This window comes from Pauljensenia sp. C0170B4 (assembly GCF_056590235.1).
This window is the reverse complement of sequence record NZ_JBWPVS010000004.1, coordinates 1-19263: the sequence shown is the minus strand read 5'-3', so window position 1 is coordinate 19263 and position 19263 is coordinate 1. Positions and strand designations below refer to the sequence as shown.

Annotated in this window: 22 protein-coding genes; all 22 read left to right on the top strand. The window is 59.1% G+C overall.

Features of this window, described 5'->3' with window-relative positions:
• Positions 1 to 14: 14 nt before the first annotated feature.
• On the top strand, positions 15 to 482 hold the full coding sequence (locus AC1EJ1_RS05965) for a cell division protein SepF (protein ID WP_058236472.1): 468 nt from the start codon (positions 15 to 17) through the stop codon (positions 480 to 482).
• A complete protein-coding gene (locus tag AC1EJ1_RS05960) occupies positions 482 to 790 on the top strand; it encodes a YggT family protein (protein ID WP_058236473.1) in 309 nt (102 codons plus the stop codon). The genes AC1EJ1_RS05965 and AC1EJ1_RS05960 overlap by 1 nt, the downstream gene beginning before the upstream one ends.
• A 228-nt stretch (positions 791 to 1018) precedes the next feature.
• Positions 1019 to 1654 carry a DivIVA domain-containing protein gene (locus AC1EJ1_RS05955; RefSeq protein WP_285014727.1) on the top strand — a complete coding sequence of 212 codons (636 nt, stop codon included), beginning with the start codon at positions 1019 to 1021 and terminating at the stop codon, positions 1652 to 1654.
• Between the two features lie 81 nt (positions 1655 to 1735).
• A complete protein-coding gene (lspA, locus tag AC1EJ1_RS05950) occupies positions 1736 to 2254 on the top strand; it encodes a signal peptidase II (RefSeq protein ID WP_285014644.1) in 519 nt (172 codons plus the stop codon).
• Complete coding sequence (locus AC1EJ1_RS05945; protein ID WP_285014646.1) at positions 2247 to 3173, top strand: RluA family pseudouridine synthase; 927 nt, start codon at positions 2247 to 2249, stop codon at positions 3171 to 3173. Before lspA ends, AC1EJ1_RS05945 begins: the two co-directional genes overlap by 8 nt.
• Positions 3170 to 3649: a GNAT family N-acetyltransferase gene (locus tag AC1EJ1_RS05940; protein WP_285014648.1), complete on the top strand. Its 480-nt coding sequence runs from the start codon at positions 3170 to 3172 to the stop codon at positions 3647 to 3649. Before AC1EJ1_RS05945 ends, AC1EJ1_RS05940 begins: the two co-directional genes overlap by 4 nt.
• Before the next feature lie 5 nt (positions 3650 to 3654).
• Positions 3655 to 7203 (top strand): DNA polymerase III subunit alpha, encoded by a 3549-nt coding sequence (gene dnaE, locus AC1EJ1_RS05935; protein WP_285014650.1) that lies wholly within the window; start codon positions 3655 to 3657, stop codon positions 7201 to 7203.
• Positions 7204 to 7218: 15 nt separating this feature from the next.
• Entirely contained in the window at positions 7219 to 8544 is a 1326-nt protein-coding gene (gene hisD, locus AC1EJ1_RS05930; protein WP_285014652.1) for a histidinol dehydrogenase, read from the top strand.
• Positions 8537 to 9661: a histidinol-phosphate transaminase gene (locus tag AC1EJ1_RS05925; RefSeq protein ID WP_285014654.1), complete on the top strand. Its 1125-nt coding sequence runs from the start codon at positions 8537 to 8539 to the stop codon at positions 9659 to 9661. The genes hisD and AC1EJ1_RS05925 overlap by 8 nt, the downstream gene beginning before the upstream one ends.
• Positions 9658 to 10260 carry an imidazoleglycerol-phosphate dehydratase HisB gene (gene hisB, locus AC1EJ1_RS05920; protein ID WP_058236477.1) on the top strand — a complete coding sequence of 201 codons (603 nt, stop codon included), beginning with the start codon at positions 9658 to 9660 and terminating at the stop codon, positions 10258 to 10260. The genes AC1EJ1_RS05925 and hisB overlap by 4 nt, the downstream gene beginning before the upstream one ends.
• Complete coding sequence (locus AC1EJ1_RS05915) at positions 10260 to 10925, top strand: hypothetical protein (RefSeq protein WP_058236478.1); 666 nt, start codon at positions 10260 to 10262, stop codon at positions 10923 to 10925. The genes hisB and AC1EJ1_RS05915 overlap by 1 nt, the downstream gene beginning before the upstream one ends.
• Positions 10922 to 11578 carry an imidazole glycerol phosphate synthase subunit HisH gene (gene hisH / locus AC1EJ1_RS05910; protein WP_285014657.1) on the top strand — a complete coding sequence of 219 codons (657 nt, stop codon included), beginning with the start codon at positions 10922 to 10924 and terminating at the stop codon, positions 11576 to 11578. Before AC1EJ1_RS05915 ends, hisH begins: the two co-directional genes overlap by 4 nt.
• 31 nt (positions 11579 to 11609) lie before the next feature.
• Positions 11610 to 12347 (top strand): bifunctional 1-(5-phosphoribosyl)-5-((5-phosphoribosylamino)methylideneamino)imidazole-4-carboxamide isomerase/phosphoribosylanthranilate isomerase PriA, encoded by a 738-nt coding sequence (gene priA / locus AC1EJ1_RS05905; protein WP_070725872.1) that lies wholly within the window; start codon positions 11610 to 11612, stop codon positions 12345 to 12347.
• Positions 12344 to 13066, top strand: a complete 723-nt coding sequence (locus AC1EJ1_RS05900) for an SseB family protein (protein WP_285014660.1) — start codon at positions 12344 to 12346, stop codon at positions 13064 to 13066. The genes priA and AC1EJ1_RS05900 overlap by 4 nt, the downstream gene beginning before the upstream one ends.
• 302 nt (positions 13067 to 13368) lie before the next feature.
• Positions 13369 to 13899 (top strand): hypothetical protein, encoded by a 531-nt coding sequence (locus tag AC1EJ1_RS05895; RefSeq protein WP_285014661.1) that lies wholly within the window; start codon positions 13369 to 13371, stop codon positions 13897 to 13899.
• A gap of 269 nt (positions 13900 to 14168) precedes the next feature.
• On the top strand, positions 14169 to 15473 hold the full coding sequence (locus tag AC1EJ1_RS05890; RefSeq protein ID WP_285014662.1) for a hypothetical protein: 1305 nt from the start codon (positions 14169 to 14171) through the stop codon (positions 15471 to 15473).
• A 271-nt stretch (positions 15474 to 15744) separates the two neighbouring features.
• Complete coding sequence (gene infC, locus AC1EJ1_RS05885) at positions 15745 to 16461, top strand: translation initiation factor IF-3 (protein WP_227469198.1); 717 nt, start codon at positions 15745 to 15747, stop codon at positions 16459 to 16461.
• Positions 16462 to 16513: 52 nt separating this feature from the next.
• Positions 16514 to 16714 carry a 50S ribosomal protein L35 gene (gene rpmI / locus AC1EJ1_RS05880; RefSeq protein WP_058236483.1) on the top strand — a complete coding sequence of 67 codons (201 nt, stop codon included), beginning with the start codon at positions 16514 to 16516 and terminating at the stop codon, positions 16712 to 16714.
• 32 nt (positions 16715 to 16746) lie between these two features.
• Positions 16747 to 17130 carry a 50S ribosomal protein L20 gene (gene rplT, locus AC1EJ1_RS05875; protein ID WP_058236484.1) on the top strand — a complete coding sequence of 128 codons (384 nt, stop codon included), beginning with the start codon at positions 16747 to 16749 and terminating at the stop codon, positions 17128 to 17130.
• Positions 17131 to 17970 carry a TrmH family RNA methyltransferase gene (locus AC1EJ1_RS05870; protein ID WP_480295521.1) on the top strand — a complete coding sequence of 280 codons (840 nt, stop codon included), beginning with the start codon at positions 17131 to 17133 and terminating at the stop codon, positions 17968 to 17970. It abuts the gene before it with no gap.
• Entirely contained in the window at positions 17967 to 18959 is a 993-nt protein-coding gene (gene thiL / locus AC1EJ1_RS05865; protein WP_285014665.1) for a thiamine-phosphate kinase, read from the top strand. Before AC1EJ1_RS05870 ends, thiL begins: the two co-directional genes overlap by 4 nt.
• Before the next feature lie 53 nt (positions 18960 to 19012).
• The coding region (locus tag AC1EJ1_RS05860; protein WP_480295520.1) for a hypothetical protein at positions 19013 to 19263 on the top strand (251 nt) is incomplete at its 3' end.

Genomic DNA, 19263 nt, shown 5'->3' with positions numbered 1-19263 from the left:
ACAGAGGAGAAACGATGGCGGAATCATTTTCTACGCGCGCGAAGAAATTCATGGGATGGGATACATCCGATGACGAGTTCGATGAACCCGAAATGGAACAGGAAGAGCCCGGACAGTGGGCAGACGTCACTGAACTGTCCGACTACGAACCCACACCTGCAGTGCGCCGCACTGAAACAGTGCAGCAAACTGAGCCGAATGATCTGGCCCGAATTCAGACCATTCACGCCACCTCCTATGCGGATGCGCGCAGCATCGGCGACGCCTTCCGCAGCGATATCCCTGTCATCGTCAACATGACCGACCTGCCTGACAATGAAGCGCGCCGCGTGATCGATTTCTCCGCCGGGCTGGTGTACGGCCTGCGCGGACACTTTGAACGCGTGACTCAACGCGTCTACCTGCTGTCGCCGCGATCTGTCAAGGTGTCATCCGGAATGGCCCCCTCCCACGGTGCGGAGCTGTTCAGCCAGGCAGAGTAATGCCCGTGTACATACTCGGCGCCGCTGTACACTTCTGTGCCAGCTTGTACCTGCTGGTGCTGTTTGGACGGATGATCTTTGACTGGATCCGTATTCTTGCCCGCGACTGGCATCCGCGAGCAACGGCCGTCATTGTGATCGGTAATGTGCTCTACGCGTTGACTGACCCACCTCTGCGTTTCCTGCGTCGCTACATTCCGCCGCTCAGACTGGGTAACGGGATCGCACTCGATGTCGGTTTCATGGTGCTGTTCATCGGTATTCTGCTTCTTCAGCGCGTTGCACGATTGATGATGGTATTTGGCTAGTTAGGCGTTCAAACGGTAGATTAATTGAAACGCATATTGGAATGTGATGTCGCTGTGACTGAAGTTGCCTCAGTGATTCATGTGTCCGATAGAATAAGTATCACTTACAATCAGTGTCATCAGGTTGAATGCTGGTGACACCACGATCGTCGGGCGGTTACCAATCGGCGTTCGACAGGGCAGATACCGAGAGGTGAGGAAATGGACGAGCCCACAGGTCAGGAACAGATTCAGCTGCTGACAACGGACGAAGTTCTGAACAAGAACTTCCAGGCAGTGAAGTTCCGTGAAGGCTACGACCCCGTCGAGGTAGACAATTTTCTCGACCGAGTCGTTGCGACGATCTACTACCTGAACATGGAGAAGCAGAATCTCCAGGAAAAGCTTGAAGCAGCCGAACGCCGCATCACCGAACTCCAGGAAGGTTCGGCCGACGCATCTGGCTTCTCCACTCCTGCCGAAACTGCTCAGCCTGTTGTCGAGGAAGAACCGCAGGTCGCGCAGCCCGAACCAGAACCAGAACCCGTTCAGCCTGTGCAGCCGGTTCAGCCTGCCACGCCCAGCGAACCCGAATCCGCAACCTCGATGCTTGCTTTGGCGCAGCGCGTCCACGACGAGTACGTGCGCGACGGCCGCGAAGAATCAGAACGCATCATTGCTGAAGCTCGCACCAAGGGCGATGAGATCGTTGCCGACGCAGAGAGCAAGCATGAAACGATCCTGGCTCAGCTCGACCAGGAGCGCGGACTGTTGGAAAACAAGATCAACGAGTTGCGCGGATTCGAGACGGAATACCGTCAGTCCATCCGCACTCACCTCGAGAAACTTCTGACCGAAGTGAACGAGGACAGCTCGGAAAACTGACGTTTCTCAAGCCAATGACTGTGTGGCGGCGGCGTACCAGACGCTGCCGCCACATTTATGCCCCACCTGTTAGGAGAACATGTGTCAACGAGTCCAGCTGCAACGAATGTGTCACGGCGCCCACTGGTCAGCGCCATAGTTGTAGCACTCGTCGCACTGATCAGTGACCAGGTCACGAAATTCTGGGCTTTGTCCTCGTTGTCCGAGGGGCAGCGCCGTCCACTTATTGGTGACTTCCTGAGTCTCCAGCTGGTCAGGAACTCCGGAGCCGCCTTCTCGATGGGGGCAGGCTCAACGTGGATTTTCACGATCATCTCAGTGGTCGTGCTCGGCGTCATCATCTGGGTCCTGCCGAAAATCACCTCCACGAGTGTGGCAGCCGTGGTGGGTCTTCTTGCCGGGGGAGCGGCGGGTAACCTGGTGGATCGCCTCGTGCAGCCTCCCTCGTTCGGGCGCGGACACGTCGTTGACTTCATCAACTACAACGACTACTTCGTTGGCAACGTTGCCGATATCTGGATCGTTGTGGCAGCAGTGTTGATGGTGATCGTCTTTCTGCGAACAGAACACTCCCATTCCGGTGCGCGCACCGATGAGTGACGAGTTCGAGCACCGCTACCTGCCAGTGCCGGACGCGCTGGTCGATACCCGCGTGGACGTGGCACTCTCACGCATGCTCGGCATGTCACGCTCTCAGGCCGGTGACCTTGTCAGCGCAGGACACGTGCGCATCAACGGTGCCGTCAGTCGGAAGTCGGACCGGCTCAGCCTTCGGGACCTCATTGAAGTCGACATACCGCAGCACCGTGTGCAGCCCGCACCCGTGACCGGCATGGACATCCTCTACGATGATGACGACATCGTCGTGGTCAACAAACCTGTCGGCGTTGCGGCACACACGGGCCCGGGATGGACCGGTCCCACAGTGATCGGCAACCTGGAAGCCGCAGGCTTCCGCATCGCACTGTCAGGCCCGCCCGAACGCCAGGGAATCGTGCACCGCCTTGACGTGGGTACATCTGGCGCCATGATGGTCGCCAAATCCGAATTGGCATATTCGGTGATGAAACGGGCCTTCAAGGAACGCACCGTCACGAAGATTTACCATGCCGTGGTCGCCGGACACCTGGATCCGCCATCAGGCACCATCGACGCGCCCATTGGCCGCCATCCGTCGCGCGAATGGCGCATGGCCGTTATCGAAGGTGGCAAGCGTGCCGTGACACATTACGACACCCTTGAACTCATGGCTGGTGCAGCCCTGCTGTCAATCCACCTGGAAACTGGTCGCACACACCAGATCCGCGTCCACATGGCAGCGGTCAACCATCCGTGTGTCGGCGACGTGTTCTACGGCGCTGACCCCACGCAGGCTGAACGCCTCGGCTTGGAACGTCAATGGTTGCACGCCGTCCAGCTCGGCTTCGCACACCCACGCACCGGCAAACACGTCACCGTGGACGCACCGTACATGGACGACCTTGATGCTGCCCTCACACTCCTGAGAAAACCACGATGACCACTCTTCACGTCCGACGCGCCACCGACTCCGACCGCTTCGCCATTATCTCGATCAGGTGGGATGTGTTCGTTGTTGAACAGCACGTTCCTATGGTCCTTGAAATTGATGCACGCGACTTCAACCCCGCCGTCACCCAATTCATTGCCGAGGACGAGGCTGGCCACCCTGTTGGAACCGTGCGCCTCATCCCGGATGGTGATGACTGCTATCACCTGGGGCGCCTTGCTGTCAGACAGGAGGCACGCGGCAGTGGATGCGGAGCCGCCCTCGTCAATGCTCTGCACGAAGAAGTCACACGACGAACCCCTGCCGGCAGGCACGCCCGGGTCGACCTCGACGCGCAACTGCAGGCACAGGGATTCTACGAACGCCTCGGATATGTGTCACACGGCGACGACACATTCTGGGATGCAGGAATTGAGCATCGTCACCTCGCTCAGCTCATCGAGGGCACTGCAGAACCATTAAGATGACACGTATGGCCACCCGTGACAGTTTCGTTCATCTTCACAACCACTCCGAATACTCCATGCTGGACGGCGCAGCGAAAATCGCGCCGATGGTTCAGGAAGCTGCCCGCCTCGAACAACCGGCAATCGGACTGACCGATCACGGATACCTGTTCGGCGCCTTCGAATTCTATTCAGCGTGCAAAGATGCCGGAATTAAACCGATCATTGGCCTTGAAGCATACGTCACTCCCGGCACGTCCAGATTTGACACGAAGCGTGTCCACTGGGGAGAACCGTGGCAGCGCAGTGACGACGTTTCGGCCAATGGCGCATACAATCACCTGACACTGCTGGCCTACACGACCGAAGGCATGCTGAATCTGTTTCGCCTTGGTTCACGCGCCTCCACGGAAGGACAGTTTGGTAAGTGGCCGCGTGCCGACAAGGAACTGCTGCAGGAATACCACGAAGGGTTGATCGTTTTCTCAGGGTGCCCGTCGGGAGCCGTCCAAACCCATATGCGGTTGGGTCAGTGGGATGAAGCAGTGCGTGAAGCAGGGGAGCTGCGCGACATTTTCGGGCCGGAGAACTTCTATGTCGAAGTCATGGATCACGGCATCGAATTTGAACGACGCACACGCAATGACCTGCTCAAATTGGCCAAGCTCATGAATGCTCCACTGGTAGCGACCAACGATGCGCACTACGTGAAAAAAGAAGACCGCGATGTGCAGGACGCGTTATTGTGCATCAACTCGGGTGCCAAGCTGGCTGACCAAGACCGCTTCAAATTCGACGGCGACGGCTACTATATCCGCTCCAGCGAAGACATGCGTCGCACCTGGGCTGAACTGCCCGAAGCATGCGACACCACCCTGGATATTGCTGAACGCTGCGACGTGCACTTCACCACCACCAAAGAGGGCGCCAACTACATGCCCGATTTCCCCGTGCCCGAGGGCGAAGACAAAACATCGTGGTTCATCAAGGAAGTTGAACGAGGGCTGGCCGACCGTTTCCCGGACGGCGTTCCTGATGACGTGCGTAAACAGGCTGAATACGAAGAAGACGTCATTATCTCGATGGGGTTCCCCGGCTACTTCCTGACGGTGGCGGACTACATCAACTGGGCCAAGCATCAGGGCATCCGCGTGGGGCCTGGCCGAGGCTCCGGTGCTGGCTCCATGGTGGCCTACGCGATGCGTATCACCGAGCTGAACCCAATGGAACACGGCCTGATTTTCGAACGCTTCCTCAACCCCGAGCGCGTCTCCATGCCTGACTTCGATGTGGACTTCGACGAACGTCGCCGCGACGAAGTGATCGAATACGTGAAACGTAAATACGGCGAAGACCGGATCAGTCAGGTCGTCACCTTCGGACGAATCATGACGAAACAGGCACTGAAGGACTCAGCACGACTGCTCGGCTACGACTTCAAGACAGGCGAGCAGCTCACCAAGGCACTGCCCCCGGCAGTGATGGGCAAGAACATTTCAGTGCACGGCATTTTCGACAAGGAAGACAAGCGCTACGGCGAGGCAGCGGAGTTCCGTAAATACTACGAGGAAAATCCGCAGACTCACGACATCGTCAACCTGGCGATGGGACTGGAAGGACTGACACGACAATGGGGTGTCCACGCATGCGCGGTGATCATGTCCTCGCATACGCTGACCGACATTATTCCGATCATGAAGCGCCTCGCTGACGGCGCGATCATTACGCAGTTCGACTATCCCACGTGTGAAGCGCTGGGGTTGCTGAAGATGGACTTCCTGGGGCTGCGAAACCTCACGGTCCTGTCAGACGCCCTCGAAAATATCAGGCTGAACAACAAGGATGTCCCGGACCTTGATCAGTTGCCGCTCAACGACCCGGCAACCTACGACCTGTTGGCACGCGGCGACACGCTCGGCGTGTTCCAGCTGGATGGCTCGGGGATGCGAGAACTTCTCAAACTGATGCGCCCCGACAACTTTGAAGATATTTCAGCTGTGGGCGCGTTGTACCGGCCCGGCCCGATGGGCGCAGACTCGCACACGAACTACGCTCTGCGTAAGAACGGGCGTCAGGAAATCACTCCCATTCACCCTGAACTTGCTGAGCCGCTCAAAGACATTCTGGGCACTACGTACGGTCTGATCGTCTACCAGGAACAGGTCATGCAGATCGCGCAGAAACTGGCCGGATACTCACTGGGTCAGGCAGATATGCTCCGACGCGCGATGGGTAAGAAGAAGAAAAAGATTCTGGACCAGGAGTTCGGACCGTTCTCGCAGGGGATGCGCGAACATGGCTATTCCGATGACGCGGTGAAAACACTGTGGGACATTCTGGTTCCGTTCTCGAACTACGCGTTCAACAAGGCGCACTCGGCGGCGTACGGATTGGTGTCGTACTGGACTGCCTACCTCAAGGCGAATTTTCCCACTGAATACATGGCCGCATTGCTGACCTCGACCAAAGACAACAAGGATCGGCGAGCCTTGTACCTGGCTGAATGTCGTCACATGGATATCACCGTTTTGCCCCCCGACGTCAACGCTTCGATGGGCACGTTCGCGCCAGATGGGTCGAACATCCGTTTTGGCCTGTCTGCGATCCAGAACGTCGGCGCGAACGTGGTGGACGGTATCGTGCAGGCGCGCTCGGAAAAAGGCGCGTATACCTCCTTCCAGGACCTCCTGGACAAGGTACCTGCCACCGTGTGCAATAAGCGCACCATCCAGTCACTCATTAAGGCCGGCGCCTTCGACTCTCTGGGGAAGAACCGGCGCTCCCTGCTGTCCCGCTGCGACGAGGCCGTCGACGCGGTCACCGACCTGAAACGCAATGAGGCCATCGGCCAGTTCGACCTGTTTGCCGCCATGGGTGGAGCAGCAGCACCTGAACAGTCCTCCCTCACGGTCGAAATCCCTGACCTGCCCGAATTCGATAAGCGGCACAAACTGGCCGATGAACGCGAAATGCTTGGCCTGTATGTCTCCGACCATCCACTGCGCGGTGTGGAAGCGGCGCTGCGCCGATACCAGGACATCGACATCGCCGCGATCGTCTCCTCCGAAGAAGCCATGGCGGACCGCAAGGTGCGCGTCGCAGGACTGGTGTCGTCGGTTCAAATGAAGGTCACCAAGCAGGGCAACCAGTGGGCGATCGCAACGGTGGAAGACCTCAGCGCTTCCATCGAAGTGCTTTTCTTCCCTCGCTCGTTCGAAACAATTCAGTCCTACCTGGCTACCGACACGATCGTCCAGGTCGAGGGGCGCGTCACCCAGCGCGATGAGAACGTCGAACTGATCGGCCAGGCCATGACGTTGCTGGATCTGCGTGACGATCAGGACTCCCCGCTGGACCTGCAGATGACTCCTGGCCGATGCACTCGCTCAATGCTGACCGAACTCAAAGACGTGCTGGAAGCTTTCCCAGGCGAATCACCTGTGCGCATCCACTTGCGCCAAGGCGGGCGCGTCACAATCGTCGAAGTTGACCCGAAGTACCGCGTCGAAAAATCCAGCGCATTTTTCAGCCAGGTCAAGGCCGTGGTCGGAGCAGACGGAGTGATGACCTCCTGAGTTAGGCTAAGAGTTATGAAACGCATGGATCTTCGCGGCACCAGTGCCACCACAGATGCAATCCGCCGTCAACTGCCACGAGCTGCATTCGACATCACCGCAGCGGTCGAGGCTGTCACGCCGATTATCGACAGCGTCATCCACGAGGGTGCGAGCGCCATCAAGGACTGTGCCGAGCGTTTCGACCATGTGCGTCCCGATCGCCTGAAGGTACCGGCCGACCAGATCCGTGCCGCCCTCGATGGACTTGACCCTGCGGTGCGCGGCGCGCTGGAAGTGTCGATCGAGCATAACCGCGCCGGCCACACTGTCCAGCTGCCCACCACGCAACACGCCACCATCATTCCCGGCGGCACGATTACCCAGCGGTGGGTACCAGTGCAGCGCGCCGGTGTCTACGTCCCGGGTGGCTTGGCTGTCTACCCCTCCTCAGTTGTGATGAACGTGGTGTGCGCGCAGGTCGCCGGCGTCAGCTCAATCGCCCTGGCTTCACCTCCGCAACGCGCGTTCGGCGGACTGCCGCACCCGACAATCCTTGCAGCGTGCGCACTGCTGGGAGTGGACGACGTGTGGGCAATGGGTGGTGCGCAGGCAATCGCCGGCCTTGCCTACGGATTTGACGACGAGGGTGACGTGTGTGAACCGGTTGATGTCGTAGCAGGACCGGGCAACATTTATGTGGCCGCAGCTAAACGGGTGGTGTCTGCTCACGTGGGGATCGATGCGGAAGCGGGAACCACTGAAATAGCGATCCTTGCCGATGGTGATGCTCACCCCGCTTTCGTTGCCGCTGACTTGATCAGCCAGGCGGAGCATGATCCTGCTGCCGCATCTGTTCTGATCACGGACAGTGAGCCGCTTGCGGATGCAGTGGAAGCTGAGATTCAGCGGCTGGCACCGCTGACCGCGCACACCGAACGCATTATGACGGCGCTGAGCGGACCGCAGTCGGGCATCGTCCTCGTCGATGATGTGGATGCTGGGCTGCGCGTGGTGGATGCGTATGCTCCCGAACACCTCGAAGTACAGACTGAGAATGCTGCCGAAGTAGCGCTGCGCGTGCGCAACGCAGGTGCCATTTTTGTCGGCCCGTACACGCCGGTACCGCTGGGCGACTACGTTGCAGGCTCCAACCACGTCCTGCCCACAGGAGGCACCGCCCGCTACGCTGCCGGACTGAACGTGGGACAGTATCTGCGCAGCCAGCAGGTCGTTGAGTATTCACGCGATGCGCTCGAAGCGCTCACCGATGACCTCAACACGCTGGCATGTGCCGAAGACCTGCCGGCACACGGAGCAGCCGCGCTGATCCGACGCGAGGAAGGCGGACGCAATGACTGATTTACGTTTGCCGCTGCGCCCTGAACTTGCGGGGCTGAGCCCGTATGGCGCGCCCCAACTGGATGTGCCCGTACGCCTGAACGTCAATGAGAATCCGTGGGCGCCTTCTGACGAGCTGGTTGACGATATCGCGCGCTCAGTGGCTCGCGCCGCCAGCGGGCTGAACCGCTACCCGGATCGCGATTTTCTGGAACTGCGTGGGGAACTGGCACGATATCTGGCTGACGAAAGCGGTGTAAGTGTTCCGCCCGAACATGTATGGGCAGCCAACGGTTCCAACGAAGTCATGACCCAGATTCTGCAGGCATTCGCCGGCACGTCACGGACCGTCGTTTCATGTGCCCCGACATACTCGATGTATCACGAGTACGCGCGCGACACGTGCTCACGGTGGGTCACGTGTGATCGGCACGAGGATTTTTCCATCGACCTGGATGCCCTGCGCGACCTGCTCGAAACTGAGCATCCGGCAGTCGTTCTGCTGGCCAGTCCGAACAATCCCACCGGAACAGCACTGTCACTTGACGACATCCGCTCCCTGGCTGACGACACACGATTCAGCGGGCCTGTCGGGCCGGACGGACAGCCCACAGCGAGCCTGCTGGTCATCGATGAAGCGTACGCGGAATTCAGGCGTGCGGGGACATCCTCGGCACTCGAACTCCTTGAGCAGAATCCGCACGTGGTTGTCTCCCGCACCATGTCGAAAGCATTTGGAATGGCGGGGTTGCGTCTGGGATACATGGTGGCCTGCCAGGACGTCATTGACGCGATCATGCTGGTGCGCTTGCCCTACCATCTGTCAGCCATCACGCAGGCAGTGGCACTGGCGGCGCTGCGTCACCGTGAAAGCCTCATGCAGCAGGTGGCCGACCTGCGTGACAGTCGGGACGCCCTCGCGCACTGGCTGGAATCACGAGGGCTGCAGGTGGCTCAATCTGACGCGAACTTCATTTTCTTTGGACGTTTCGATAACCGGCAGGACATCTTTGACAAGCTCCTGGAGCGGGGCGTGTTGATCCGCGTCGTCGGCCCTGACGGCTGGCTGCGGGTCAGCGTAGGGACACCTGAGGAAAACCAGCAATTCATGACGGCACTGGAGGAGGTTCTCTCATGAACGCGCGAACTGCGACAATTGACCGCGAAACATCAGAGTCAACAATTCACCTGGAAGTGAATCTTGACGGCAGCGGCGTGACCAACATTTCGACTGGTGTGCCGTTCTACGACCATATGCTCACCGCATTTGGGCGTCACTCCCTGATCGACCTGACTGTTCAGGCGCGCGGGGATGTGGACGTGGACGTGCACCACACTGTCGAAGACACCGCGATCTGCCTGGGCCAGGCCATCAAGTTGGCGCTTGGTGACAAGGCAGGAATCCGCCGTTTCGCAGATGCTACGGTGCCCCTGGATGAAGCCCTCGCTCATGCTGTTGTGGACATTTCAGGGCGGCCGTACCTCGTGCACGAGGGCGAGCCGGCCGGCCAGGAATACCACCTCATTGGCGGGCACTTCACCGGCTCCATGACACGACACGTGTTTGAGTCGCTGGCCTATAACGCCGGAATCTGTCTGCATGTGCGTCTGCTTGCCGGTCGCGACCCGCACCACATTGTGGAAGCGCAGTTCAAGGCACTTGCCCGCGCGATGCGCGGCGCTGTTGAACCGGATCCACGGGTGAGTGGCATTCCGTCTACCAAAGGAGCACTGTAATGGTCCAGGATGTTCCTCAGCGTCCTGACGATGAGGACATTGACGCTAAGTTCGCGGGAATCGTTGCGGACTTCGAGCGCTCAAGCGCACCTGCCGAACGGCATGACCTGGACACTCCGGTTGATGAATCCTTGCACCTGGAAGGTGGATCCCTGTCGGTCGCATTGGTGCTCACACCGATTCCGTCAGCCGAGGCGCTGCACAAACTCCTGCAGCTGGCCGGGCTTTCCGTCCACGTCGTCCCGATTAAGCCCTGGACCGCGATTTGGCTGAAAGTTGATTCCAATCAGCCGATGACCGAGGAAGACGAGCTGGCCTCACTGATGGGCAAGTGCCGCTCCATGCCACCCGAAGTGGATCAGGTGGCACGACTGACCTCACGCTTGTCCAAGCTGGGCTCCGTGGCAATCATGTCGTGGCTGGTTGAAGGTGACGAGGAAGATGTGGAGCCGGGTGTATCCGGACAGATCAGTGCACGCCGATACGTGTCCGGCGAGCCGGAAGACGATATTCCAGCTGGCGTGCTGATCGGATCAATGCCGGTGGCCCTTGAAGACCTGCTGCTGGGCAGAACCACCCCGGATGACTACAACGGGTCGGTCGCACCTGATGGCACATGCCTGAAGCGACCACGCGGCCCATTAGGGTGGTTCAGAAAACCATGAGCATGATGCAGCGACGCCCTCGAATCGTCGTCTTGAAATTCGGGTCAGGCAACGTGCGCTCAGCGTGCAGTGCGCTGGAACGAGCCGGTGCAGACGTCTCACTGAGCGCTGATCCGCAGGAAGTCAGCGAAGCTGACGGCCTGGTGGTGCCAGGTGTGGGAGCATTCATCACGGTGATGGACCAGCTGCGCGCAGTGCAAGGCCTGAGGATGATTGAACGCCGGATCGCTGGTGCAAGGCCCGTGCTGGGAATCTGCGTCGGGCTGCAGATCATGTTCGACCGCTCCACTGAAAAGGGCACGACCGAGGGCCTGGGGCAGTGGGACGGAACCGTGGACCGTCTGGACGCGCCCATCATTCCACACATGGGGTGGACACAGGTTGAAGCCGCATCCGACACGACACTGTTCGACGGACTGGATGAGGAGTACTTCTACTTCGTGCATTCCTACGCCGTGATGGATGATCCGGCTCAGACATCTCGCCCTCGCACCGCAGCTGCTCCGCAGACGAGCTGGGCAACCTACGGTCAGCGCTTTGTCGCAGCCGTGGAAGACGGAGCGCTGAGCGCCACACAGTTCCACCCCGAAAAATCTGGTGCCGCCGGCTTGAAGCTGCTGCAGAATTGGTTGGCGACCACCGTGTCTGACTAAAACCGCTCTATCTGACTTGAAAAGGTGACTGATGGATACTCCGTTGATTCTTCTGCCTGCCGTTGACGTGGTTGAGGGGCAAGCAGTGCGCTTGCGCCAGGGTGAGGCAGGAACGGAAACACAGTACGGCGCACCCCTGGAAGCTGCACAGGCGTTCACCCACGCAGGCGCCGCGTGGCTGCACCTGGTTGACCTGGATGCCGCTTTTGGACGCGGATCCAATATCGACCTGCTGGCTGATGTCGTACGCCAGATCCCACTGCACGTTGAACTGTCGGGCGGCATCCGTGATGACGCCTCACTTCAGCGCGCCCTGGCCACCGGTGCACGCCGCATCAATATCGGCACGGCAGCGCTGGAAGACCCCGAATGGACCGAATCGATTATCCAGCGTTACGGCGATCAGGTTGCCGTGGGCTTGGATGTGCGCGGTGAGACTCTGGCAGCACGAGGCTGGACGAAACCAGGTGGAAATGTCTGGAAGGTCCTGGAGCGTCTGAACGAGGCTGGCTGTGCCCGATACGTGGTCACCGATGTGGCGCGTGACGGCATGATGCAGGGGCCGAATATTGATCTGCTCCGCGCCGTATGTGAACGTACCGATGCGCCGGTTGTCGCCTCGGGCGGTGTGTCCAGCATTGACGATATTCGAGCCCTGCGTGAACTGACGTCGATCGGCCTAGAAGGTGCAATCATTGGCAAAGCCCTGTACGCCGGGGCGTTCACGTTGGAAGAGGCGCTGGAAGCGGCCGGCCCTCAGCAGTCATGATGGAACTGAGCGATGAGCAACGCGACAAGATTGCGCAGCGCCTGACACTGCACACCGACTCATCGGATTGTGGCCAGACGTTGCCGTTGACGCGTCACGCACTCGGACTGCCAGCCGGTACCCGCAGCGAGCAGGGCGAGCGCCTCGAACAGCTTGTTCACGCACTGAGCAGTGAGCGCGTCATTATTCCAGTTGTCCTCAATGGCGGAAACTCTGACAACCACGTGGAGTTCACCAGGGCGGAAACACCTGAAGGCCCGGCATTGGCCGTGTTCACGTCAACGGATGAGCTTGCAGCGTTTGACCCACAGGCACGCCCATTGCCTGTCTCAACGCGCCTTGCCGCGTTGAGCGCCCTCGTCGAAACCCGAGGGCTGATAGTGGCCGATCCGCGCGGTGCGAATATCGTGATCCCGCGCCCCGCGTGCAATTCGCTGTCAGTGGGGGACAGGTGGCTGCCCGCGTGGAAAGATCGCGAACTTGCCGCCGGTCTGCTGCGCATCATCATGGACGAGGGTGTCCGATGCGTGGTCGATGTGCGTATCCATCATGGAGGCGGCAGTCGCGTCATCGTCGAGCTGTGCGCGGCCGCCGGTGGGGACGAGCGCGCGATCCGAAACGAATTGTCCCGCGCAATCAACTGCATTCACGGCAGTGATCGCCTCAAAGCTGCGGCTGACCAGATCATGATCGCGCCAACGTGGGTTCAGGCGGTATAGCTGTTAATCCTGAACGTGGTCTCTTACGATGATCATAACCTGTCACGACGCTGGTAAGGAGACCAGCCGATGACGCAGCCTGCTCCGCAACCCACTCCATTCCGGCCGACCAATGTGCAGTCCACGCCACCCAGGAAAAACCGGCCTGATTGTCGGCATCGTATGTGCAGTGGTCACTGTGATAGCCGTGGCTGCCGTCGTGATCGTGATGATGATCCGCCCGTCACAATCCGACAGCCCTGAGGTGTCTGTTCGGCGTCACTTACCTGCTGGGCGGACAGGAATATGAAGTGGAAATCGAGGTGAGCCGGCCCGTTGGTGAAGATACCTGGCAGATCACCAGACCGCTGGCTACGACTGTCGTATTTCCTTCCGGATTCGCCGATCAGGATCTGACTGTGGCACCTGACGACAGTGATCAATACTCTCCGGAGTCGGTTGTTGAATGGGAGCCGGAACTGACAGACACATTCACTGCGGCATTTGTTGACTGCGCGAACCCTTTCCTGCATGAATGCCGGGAAAACCGCGACGATCCTGATGAACAGTGCGGATTCATTTACGCTTTCTACATAGATGAGCAATCAGAATCAGCCGCCCTCAATGGAGAACTGACCACTGCCGGCCCCGCTGACAACCAGCTTGTGTCGATGGTGCACTCCACGGGGATTCCGGACATGCGAACAGATGTGACGAGGGCGACGCTCCATTTCAGGGATGACGGGCTCAATATACCGGACAAGGAGCAAAAACTCGCCGTCCAGGGCACGGTCGAATTGTCGAAGAGATCAGATCCTGTTTTCCATATGAAGATCGTGACTCCTGAGGACTGAAGCGGGAAGATTGTTGTCAAAATGTTGCCTTAAAAGGATGCCTACGCAGCCCAGAGCTTCAACTCTGCAGTGATGGAGGCGATTCCCCTCACGAGGATGAGCTCGAGATGGTCGGAGCCGTTACTTTTGATGACAGTGGAGCCCCTGCATACTCGTTCGACTTCCCCTTCCAGTTCTGAAAGCGGGCGCGATCGGCCACTTCACGATGAAAGTTGACTAGGATAGAAGCGCTTTCATGCGCTAAATCTTTTTACCGGGAGTATGGCACTATGTCCGAAAATGCGAATGGCAACGACCTGAATTCACACTCCGAAACTCATGGGAGTGCTGACTCGTATATGCCTCCGCCACCACCGCCCGCTGATTCGCCAGAACCGCAGCAGGGGCAGGCACAGCAATACGCGCAAGCGACGCAGCAACCGCAGCAATATGCCCAGCAGCAGTACTATCAGCAGCCCAACCCGCAACAGTACTCGCCGCAACCACAGCCGCAGTTTGCTGCGATGGCTTCTGGCGCCGGGTCTTCCTACGCAGCGACCACGACTAAGTCCTCGTCCGGCAAGACTGTCCGCATCGTGTTGGTGGTCATCGGCGTACTGATGGCACTCGCGTTGATCGGGACAATCGCTTTCTACATCCTCAACAGCACGCGGACCCCTGAAAAAGCTGCTGAAGAATACCTGGGATATCTTGCAGCAGGTGACGCGAATGCTGCATCGCAGATGGTGGACCCCGGCAAACCTAATAATCAACGAGCGTTTCTGACAAACGAAGCAATGGCCGGCGCGACCGCGCGAATCGAAAACTTCTCGGTGACGCGAACTGATTCCGGCAGTGATGACTATTCACTCAGCTCCGACAAGCCGCGTGGAGTAATGCTGGATGTCGAATACTACCTTGATGGGCAAGTCGTCAATACGACACTTCAGGTCACCCCTGCCCAGCCCACCTTCCTCGTTCTCAAGAACTGGAAGATTGACGACACACTAGCCACAGAGATCACCCTCCAGCCAGGCACTTTTGACTCGGTCACCATCGGCTCTCAAAGCGTTCCGATCACGAACGATGATCAGAACTCCCAGGAGTATCAGACGTTTTACCTGTACCCCGGAATCTACCCAGCGCAGGCATCCTACGGATCCAATGAGTATGTGAACTATCCCGACAAGAGCCTGATCGTGGGGGGCCCGGAGTCATCCTCGACGCTCTGGTGGGACGCCCCCGAACCGACCGAAAAACTGCAGACACTGATGCTTGATCGGGCCAAGGAATTCGTGGAAAGCTGTGCCTCCCTCGACGGTGGAAACCTGAATGAAGCATGCCCCAGCGGCGTGCAGAGCACCAAACTCGCTGTTCTGGAAGTGACCAAACTGCCCACCACCCTCGAAGACGTCTCCGCATTTGAGTTCGTCACGGATAAGGCCACGATCAAGACCCAGACAAATCCGACCGAATTCAACAAGAACCCCTCACCGGACAACGTTGAATTCCGTGTGTCAGGCCAGGTGACATTCCCCGAGGGAAGCACTGAACCAGAAATCACTGAACTGAGATCGTCAGGATCGTGGTGGTAAACCGCGGGTGATTCGCATACCACCGCATCTCGGTGACGAAGGCCCTGTGTGTGACCAGATGTTGCACGCGGGGCCTTCCACATCTGGCAGTGTGAGGCACCCCATGACGATCCTGCCTAATCTCGCTGGATTTGTCTTCGACGGCAGTGATACAGTAGCTGTCGATTGTCCGGGTACCGTACCCGGGACGTAAGCGGAGATACTCCCACCTTGATTCCCGCCTCAGGGGATCGGGTTCCTGGCTTGAGCCGATGCTGCATGCAGTATCGCTGTGGCCACGTGGTGTCAGTCTCCGTTGCGTTGCGCACGGAGATTTTTTCGTGATGCACCACCATGGAAGGAGCCACCCATCAGCGAGCCTCGGATCAATGAGCGCATCAAAGTAAACGAAGTACGTCTTGTCGGCCCATCGGGAGAACAAGTCGGAGTCGTGCGCGTCGAAGACGCATTGCGTCTGGCAGACGAAGCAGGCCTCGACCTCGTTGAAGTGGCACCCAACGCGAAACCTCCAGTAGCCAAATTGATGGACTACGGCAAGTACAAGTACGAAGCCGCACAGAAAGCGCGCGACGCGCGACGCAACCAGGCAAACACCCAGCTCAAAGAGATCCGTTTCCGCCTGAAGATTGATGACCACGACTTCAACGTGAAGAAGAACCACGTGGAGCGTTTCCTGAACCAGGGAGACAAAGTCAAGGTCATGATCATGTTCCGCGGACGCGAGCAGTCTCGCCCCGAAGCGGGAGTTCGTTTGCTGGAACGTCTGGCAGAAGAGGTCGGTGACATGGCGACGGTCGAATCCGTCCCACGTCAGGATGGCCGCAATATGACGATGGTGCTCGCCCCAACGCGACGCAAGTCAGAAGCAATGAGCGAACAACGCCGCCGCCGCAAGGCTGAGCGCGAAGCCCGCCGTGACAAGCAGGCAGAACGTTCCAGCAAGGAGCAAGCTCGCAGCGCCAGGAACGCTGAAAGCGCGGAACAGTAGCTACTTTCTTGGCACCAGTGCCAAGAGGTGTTGAAGGTTAGGAAACGACACTATGTCAAAAGGAAAGAACAAGACGCACTCAGGAACCAAGAAGCGCTTCCGCGTGACCGGTTCCGGCAAAATCATGCGTGAACGTGCTGGTAAGCGTCACCTGCTCGAGCACAAGTCTTCACGCCGTACTCGCCGCCTCTCCCGTGACCAGGTGCTGGCACCTGCAGATGCGAAGCGAGTTCGTACCCTGCTGGGTAAGTGATAGCGAAGACTTGTAGGTAAGGAGATAACAACATGGCACGTGTGAAAAGGTCTGTCAACGCCCGCAAGAAGCGTCGCACCACACTTGATCGCGCATCCGGATACCGTGGGCAGCGCTCACGCCTGTACCGTAAGGCAAAAGAGCAGGTCACTCACTCTTTCGTATACAGCTACCGTGACCGTAAGCGCCGCAAGGGTGACTTCCGTCGCCTGTGGATCCAGCGCATCAACGCTGCCGCACGCGCAAACGGCATGACGTACAACCGCCTCATTCAGGGTCTGAACCTTGCCGGCATCGAAATCGATCGCCGCATGCTGGCCGACCTGGCAGTCAACGACGCAAACGCCTTCGCAGCAATTGTGAAGACTGCCCGTGAAGCGCTGCCCGAAGACGTCAACGCCCCCAAGGCATCCTGATTGACTCACAATTTTCATCCTGAGCGCCCGCCTGTGATGGACAACCCGCGTGCCGACCGCGTGCGAACAGTCCGTTCACTCGGCGGGCGCTCAGCACAATCACGCACCGGACTCCTCCTGGTTGAAGGCCCAGGAGCAGTCCTCGAACTGGTGACATGGCGCCCCGAGTGCGTCACCGACGTCTACGTCACCGAACGAGTCGAGGAATCCCAGCCAGAAATCATGGAGCAGGCCCGCCAGGCCACGCGGTGGGTTCACCGCGTCACCGACGAGGTTGCTCACGCGATGTCCCCTGACTGTCAGGGCATCATCGCGGTCGCTCGACACGACGCGATTGTTACGCAGATGCCGAGCGTTGACACACTGGCAGTGATCCTTGCGCGCATCCAAGACCCCGGCAACGTCGGTACGCTGATCCGCACGGCCGATGCGATGGGTGCGCAGTGCGTCCTGACCACGGTGGGCACCGCTGACGTTCGCAGCCCGAAAGTGATCCGCTCAACAGCGGGATCAGTGTTCCACCTGCCGATCATGTCAGGCCTGACTTTCGATGCGGCGATCGAGCGCGCTCGCACCTGGGGTGCACTCGTCCTTGGGACGTCCGGAGGCCACGGATCTGTCAGCCTTCTCGACATTGACGAGGGCGACTCGCCGCTCCTTTCCCGCACACACGCATGGGTTTTCGGCAATGAAGCGCGAGGCCTGTCACCCGATGAAATGCGTCAGTGCGACCATCTGGTGCGCATCCCGATGGCAGGGAAAGCTGAATCTTTGAATGTGGCCTCGGCGGCAGCAATGTGTCTGTATGCGTCAGCACGCTCACGTACACTGACAGCATGAAGGTCCGAGACTGTGATGAAGGCGACCTGATCGCCCGTTTTGTCAATGTTCTTCCCCAGGGTGAGCGCACCATCGTCGGTTCAGGTGATGACTGCGCGCTGATCTCCTGCCCTGAACCCTCATTCCTGGTGACCACCGATACATTGGTCGGAGAGAGTCACTTTCTGAAAGCCTGGTCCACCGGCGCTGAAATAGGTGCGCGGGCTGCGGCCCAGAATCTGGCAGACATCGCTGCGATGGGTGGGCGCACTAGCGCGCTTGTGGTGTCCCTTGTTCTGCGTGGTGACTACGACGTTGACTGGCTTGTGGACATGGTGCAGGCCTTCGGTCAGCGTGCCCGTGAAGCGGGCGCAGGCGTGGTCGGCGGCGACCTGACCGGGGGAGAGGAACTGATCATTTCAGTCACCGCACACGGGTGGGTCGATGGGCCTCCCGTCCTGCGTTCAGGTGCACGACCCGGTGACATCGTAGCGATAGCGGGTACGTTAGGGCGTTCCGGCGCAGGCCTGGAATTGCTGTCACGCCGCATCGTTGACCCCTCACTTCATGACGATATCCTGCTGGGAGATTTCGCTGAAGCGGTGAGGATTTACCGTGCGCCCGAGCCTCCGCTGGAAGCCGGTCCGATTGCCGCTCGCCACTATGCCCACGCCATGATGGATGTGTCCGACGGGCTGGTGCGTGACGGAGGCAGGATGGCACGCGCGTCGGAGGTGATGCTCGAAATTGATTCGTCCCTGCTGGCCGATGACGTCGAGGCGCTGGATGCTGCTGCACAGGCATGCGGACATCACGCTATGGAGTGGGTCCTTTTCGGCGGTGAGGATCATCCGATGTTGGCTACTTTCCCGCCTCAGGTTGTGTTGCCCTCACCGTTCAGGGCAATTGGCGTGGTCGGAGCAGTGAGCCCGGGAGATCAACCTGGGATTCGTCTTGATGGGCAGCGGCTGAGTGGTGGCTTCGACCATTTCCGTCAAGACAATAGTTAAACCGATACACTAGGGCTACGTGTAACCTGTCAATACGCTAGTGAGGGGACTTCATGAGCAACGAAAACGTTCATGACAGCAACCAGGACGCTCCAGTCCAGGGATCGCAACCAAGTGAGCCTGTGACCGAGCCGGAAGCCGCCGAAGAACAGCCACTCAGTCAGCCGGAGCAACCTGCGCAGCAGCCGCAGTTTCAGCAACCAGTTGCTGACCAGTCGCAGGTGCAGCAGGGCCAGCAATATGCTCAACAGCCCATGCAACAGCCGCAGTACCAGCAACCGGTTCCGCCGCAGCAACCGCAGTA

What these genes read in the sequence shown, in the direction of transcription:
- AC1EJ1_RS05965 (WP_058236472.1), top strand. Translation starts at nt 15, where the DNA reads ATGGCGGAATCATTTTCTACGCGCGCGAAGAAATTCATGGGATGGGAT.
- AC1EJ1_RS05960 (WP_058236473.1), top strand. Translation starts at nt 482, where the DNA reads ATGCCCGTGTACATACTCGGCGCCGCTGTACACTTCTGTGCCAGCTTG.
- AC1EJ1_RS05945 (WP_285014646.1), top strand. Translation starts at nt 2,247, where the DNA reads ATGAGTGACGAGTTCGAGCACCGCTACCTGCCAGTGCCGGACGCGCTG.
- AC1EJ1_RS05940 (WP_285014648.1), top strand. Translation starts at nt 3,170, where the DNA reads ATGACCACTCTTCACGTCCGACGCGCCACCGACTCCGACCGCTTCGCC.
- dnaE (WP_285014650.1), top strand. Translation starts at nt 3,655, where the DNA reads ATGGCCACCCGTGACAGTTTCGTTCATCTTCACAACCACTCCGAATAC.
- hisD (WP_285014652.1), top strand. Translation starts at nt 7,219, where the DNA reads ATGAAACGCATGGATCTTCGCGGCACCAGTGCCACCACAGATGCAATC.
- AC1EJ1_RS05925 (WP_285014654.1), top strand. Translation starts at nt 8,537, where the DNA reads ATGACTGATTTACGTTTGCCGCTGCGCCCTGAACTTGCGGGGCTGAGC.
- hisB (WP_058236477.1), top strand. Translation starts at nt 9,658, where the DNA reads ATGAACGCGCGAACTGCGACAATTGACCGCGAAACATCAGAGTCAACA.
- AC1EJ1_RS05915 (WP_058236478.1), top strand. Translation starts at nt 10,260, where the DNA reads ATGGTCCAGGATGTTCCTCAGCGTCCTGACGATGAGGACATTGACGCT.
- hisH (WP_285014657.1), top strand. Translation starts at nt 10,922, where the DNA reads ATGAGCATGATGCAGCGACGCCCTCGAATCGTCGTCTTGAAATTCGGG.
- priA (WP_070725872.1), top strand. Translation starts at nt 11,610, where the DNA reads ATGGATACTCCGTTGATTCTTCTGCCTGCCGTTGACGTGGTTGAGGGG.
- AC1EJ1_RS05900 (WP_285014660.1), top strand. Translation starts at nt 12,344, where the DNA reads ATGATGGAACTGAGCGATGAGCAACGCGACAAGATTGCGCAGCGCCTG.
- AC1EJ1_RS05890 (WP_285014662.1), top strand. Translation starts at nt 14,169, where the DNA reads ATGTCCGAAAATGCGAATGGCAACGACCTGAATTCACACTCCGAAACT.
- rpmI (WP_058236483.1), top strand. Translation starts at nt 16,514, where the DNA reads ATGTCAAAAGGAAAGAACAAGACGCACTCAGGAACCAAGAAGCGCTTC.
- rplT (WP_058236484.1), top strand. Translation starts at nt 16,747, where the DNA reads ATGGCACGTGTGAAAAGGTCTGTCAACGCCCGCAAGAAGCGTCGCACC.
- thiL (WP_285014665.1), top strand. Translation starts at nt 17,967, where the DNA reads ATGAAGGTCCGAGACTGTGATGAAGGCGACCTGATCGCCCGTTTTGTC.